We start from the raw sequence: 4,224 nt of genomic DNA, 5'->3' as shown, positions 1-4,224 counted from the left end.
TCTGACTAGAAAACGAAGCCAGGGAATTGCGATTGCTAATTATTTGACAGAACAAAAAATTCCGCTTTTGTCATCAGAAACTTTGATGATACAAAACGCCACTGAAGTCCGTTTGATTATTCATTTATTAAAATACTTAAAAAACAACGCCGATTTGGAAGCGAAGGCTTATTTCTTGCACTATGTTGGAGAACATATTCAGGATAAAATGCCAGTTCATGATTTCATTGCACAAGGAATGGCTTTATTTCAAGAAACCGACTTCGAAAATTGGCTGATGAGTTTTGATATTTCACTTTCGTTCCAAAATATTAGAAAAAAATCGCTGTATGAGTCTGTCGAGGTTATAATAAGTAAATTCCTCTCCCCAGCCCTCTCCAAAGGAGAGGGAGCCAAAGCGGATCATTTTGGCTATATGATGGGTGGAAATTATTCTCATCTTTTAAACCAAAAAGCGAAAGAGATGAGAAAAGAACCAACGCATGCTGAGAAAGTTCTTTGGACTGAGCTTAAATCTAAATCACTAGAAGATTATAAATTTAGGCAACAACATTTGGTAGATGATTTTATAGTTGACTTTGTTTGTTTGTCAGAAAAACTGATTGTTGAAGTTGATTGCGGAATTCATGATTTACAGAAAGAATATGACGCACAAAGAACAGAGATTTTAAATAAAAAAGGATTTAAAGTTATTAGATTCAGTAATGAGGAAGTAATTGACAGTGTTTCAATTGTATTAGAAAAAATAAAAGAAGAATTAATTCTGCAAGAAATTTTTCTAAAAAACGAATCTTCGTTTTCGTCTCCCTCCCCTTCGGGGAGGGGAGGGGAGGGGAATGCCTACGTCCAATATTTCCTGGATATTGTTCTCGAGCGAGACATTCGCAATCAAGCTGGAATTTCGGACTTCTTGAATTTCTGGGATAAAAATGCAGAGAAATTCAGTATTCCTTCGCCAGAAGGGAATAATGCAGTGCGGATTATGACCATTCACAAATCGAAAGGTTTGGAATTTCCGGTGGTTATATTTCCTTTTGCTGAAGAAGATTACAATCGAAAACCCAAAGATAAACTATGGCTCAACGCCGAAGAGGAAACTATCGGATTGCCTAAAGTTTTAATTGACAATAGTAGTGCCGTGGAAGGTTTTGGAGAGGAAGCATCATTGGTTTATAACCAAAAAAAGCAGGAAGAATTGTTGGACAATATCAATGTTTTGTACGTGGCTTTAACCCGTGCTGAAGAACAATTATATGTAATTTCCAATATGAATTTGTCCCGAAAAGGAGAACTTCCAAAAAACAATATGTGTACTTTTTTTATTAATTATTTAATAAATAAAGGAGAATTTGACGAAAGTAAATTGGAATACGAAGTTGGGAATTCGACCAAATTATCTGATGAAAAGAAGCATGTCGATACTTCTAAAACGATTCCTTTGGTGACAGAAATTCTCAACCCAAAAAATATAAAAATTGCACAACGTGAAGCTCTTATGTGGGGAACGCATCAGCAGGAAGCCATAGAGTACGGAAATTTAGTTCATGAAATTTTGTCTTTTGTGAAAACAAAAGCCGATGTCGATTTAGCGATTACAAAATCTATCGAGAGTGGATTAATCACTTTTGGACAAAAAGAAACGGTTTATAATAGCATTCAGGAAATTGTTAATCATAGTGAACTTTCAACTTATTTTTCTGAAGAAAATGAGGTTTTAAACGAACAAACCATAATCCAAAAGCAAGGGAAAACCATCAAGCCTGACCGAATGGCGATAAACAAAGATAAAGAGGTGTTTTTGTTGGATTATAAAACAGGAACTCACAATCCGAAATACCAAGCGCAATTGGAAAATTATCAACACGCAATAGAATTAATGGGGTATAAAGTGGTAAAAAAAGCGCTAGTGTATATAGGTTCAGCAATCGATGTAGTACATTTGTAACCTAATTTATAAACTTGGGCTTCTATGTCATCAGACAAGGCTTTAAATATTAAACTTTAAAAATATCATGTACGGAAAAATACAACAACACCTGCAATCAGAACTTCAAACTATTGTAGATAACGGGATTTTTAAATCAGAAAGAATAATCACTTCACCGCAAGGAGCCGAAATCACGATTTCAACAGGAGAAACGGTTTTAAATTTTTGTGCCAATAATTATCTTGGATTGTCATCACATCCTGAGGTAATACAAGCAGCTAAGGATGCTCTGGATACACATGGTTTCGGAATGTCATCCGTGCGTTTTATTTGTGGAACTCAGGATATCCACAAGACATTGGAAAAAAAGATTTCTGAATTTTACGGAACCGAAGATACGATTCTTTATGCGGCCGCTTTTGACGCTAATGGTGGGGTTTTTGAGCCGTTGTTAGGAGAACAAGACTGCATTATTTCTGACAGTTTAAATCATGCTTCTATTATTGATGGGGTTCGTTTGTGTAAAGCGGCGCGTTATCGTTATGAAAATAGCAATATGGAAGATTTGGAACAACAACTGATTAAAGCTACAGCCGCTGGAACTAGATTCAAATTAATTGTTACGGACGGTGTTTTCTCTATGGACGGAGTAGTAGCGCCTCTGGATAAAATCTGTGATTTAGCTGATAAATATGATGCTATGGTTATGGTTGACGAATGTCACGCGGCGGGATTTATTGGTGCAACCGGAAAAGGAACGCTCGAGGCAAAAGGTGTTATGGGAAGAGTAGATATTATTACAGGAACTTTAGGGAAAGCACTTGGCGGTGCGATGGGAGGTTATACGACTGCTAAAAAAGAAATTATTGAAATATTGCGTCAACGATCCAGGCCTTATTTATTCTCTAATTCTCTTGCTCCTGCCATTGTTGGAGCTTCCATAAAAGTTTTTGAATTATTAGAAAAGGATTCAACTCTACGTGATAAATTAGAATGGAACACTAATTATTTCAAGGAAGGAATGAAAAAAGCCGGTTTTGATATCATTGATGGCGATTCAGCGATCGTTCCGGTGATGTTATATGATGCCAAATTATCCCAAAATATGGCTAATGAACTGTTGAAAAAGGGTATTTACGTAATTGGGTTCTTTTTTCCGGTGGTTCCAAAAGATAAGGCTAGAATTAGAGTTCAGTTATCAGCGGCTCACACTACAGTTCACTTAGATAAAGCAATTAATGCGTTTATAGAAGTGGGTAAGATGTTAAAAGTTATATAATTTTCATTTGAAGTTATATAATTTCCACTTTTGACCTAATTTGTAAGTTTATTTTAACATTTCATTTTGTATTTATAAAATTACGCATTACTTTTGTTTGTAATTAACTAATTATTTAATTAAAAAAAATAAGTATGAAACATCTTAACAAACTTTTATTTGCTGTAATGATGGTGATGGGATTAAGCTCTCACGCACAAGACAGTAACAACCCATGGGCAATCTCTTTTGGAGTTAATGCTGTTGACACCAGAACAAGTGCTGGTGGCGGAAAAAATTGGGCAGATCGTCATTTTTCTCAACCATTCGCTGTAAAAGACAACTGGAATATTCTTCCTTCAGTATCTTATCTTTCTGTATCAAGATTTGTAGGAGATGGTTTCACTTTTGGAGTTCAAGGTTCTGTAAACAAAATTACTAAATATGTTCAATTTTCTCCAAATGCTGTTGGACATGATTCTCGTGGTTACATCGTAACTAACCCTGGTGACTTAATGTATTATGGTATTGATGGAACTATTAGATATAGTTTTATGAATTTACTTAAATCTAAAGTAATTGATCCTTCGCTATCTGTTGGTGGTGGATATACTTTCTTTGGAGACAGTAGCTACGGAACTGTTAACCCAGGTGCTGGTTTAACTTTTTGGTTTACTGAAAACATAGGTTTATCTTTTGCTACAGCATACAAAAAATCATTTGGTGATAGAGAAGATGCAGCGGGTGCTCCAGATGCTCCATCACATTTCCAACATACTGCTGGACTTACTTTCAAATTTGGGGGTAAAGATACAGATGGTGATGGAATTTATGACAAAGATGATGCTTGTCCAGAAGTTGCCGGTTTAAAACAATTCAACGGATGTCCTGACACTGACGGAGATGGTATTCAAGATAGTGAAGATGCTTGTCCAGAAGTTGCTGGTTTAGCTGCATTGAAAGGTTGTCCTGATACTGACGGAGATGGTATAGCTGATAAAGATGATGCTTGTCCAGAAGTTGCTGGTTTAGCTGCATT

At 35.9% G+C, this 4,224-nt stretch carries 3 protein-coding genes; all 3 read left to right on the top strand.

Annotated features, from left to right (window positions below):
• Positions 1-1,945, top strand: a 1,945-nt coding sequence (locus tag ACH2BP_RS07350) for a DUF559 domain-containing protein (protein WP_395058467.1), incomplete at its 5' end; no start/stop codon positions are given.
• A 67-nt stretch (positions 1,946-2,012) separates the two neighbouring features.
• A complete protein-coding gene (gene kbl, locus ACH2BP_RS07345) occupies positions 2,013-3,206 on the top strand; it encodes a glycine C-acetyltransferase (RefSeq protein WP_395058465.1) in 1,194 nt (397 codons plus the stop codon).
• 134 nt (positions 3,207-3,340) lie between these two features.
• Positions 3,341-4,224, top strand: an 884-nt coding sequence (locus ACH2BP_RS07340; protein WP_395058463.1) for a thrombospondin type 3 repeat-containing protein, incomplete at its 3' end; no start/stop codon positions are given.

It is taken from the genome of Flavobacterium sp. (assembly GCF_043756175.1).
Taxonomy (GTDB): Bacteria; Bacteroidota; Bacteroidia; order Flavobacteriales; family Flavobacteriaceae; genus Flavobacterium.
This window is presented reverse-complemented; position numbering and strand designations above follow the sequence as displayed.

Bases quoted from the DNA above. Each gene is read 5' to 3' on its own strand.
- kbl (WP_395058465.1), top strand. From the start codon at position 2,013: ATGTACGGAAAAATACAACAACACCTGCAATCAGAACTTCAAACTATT.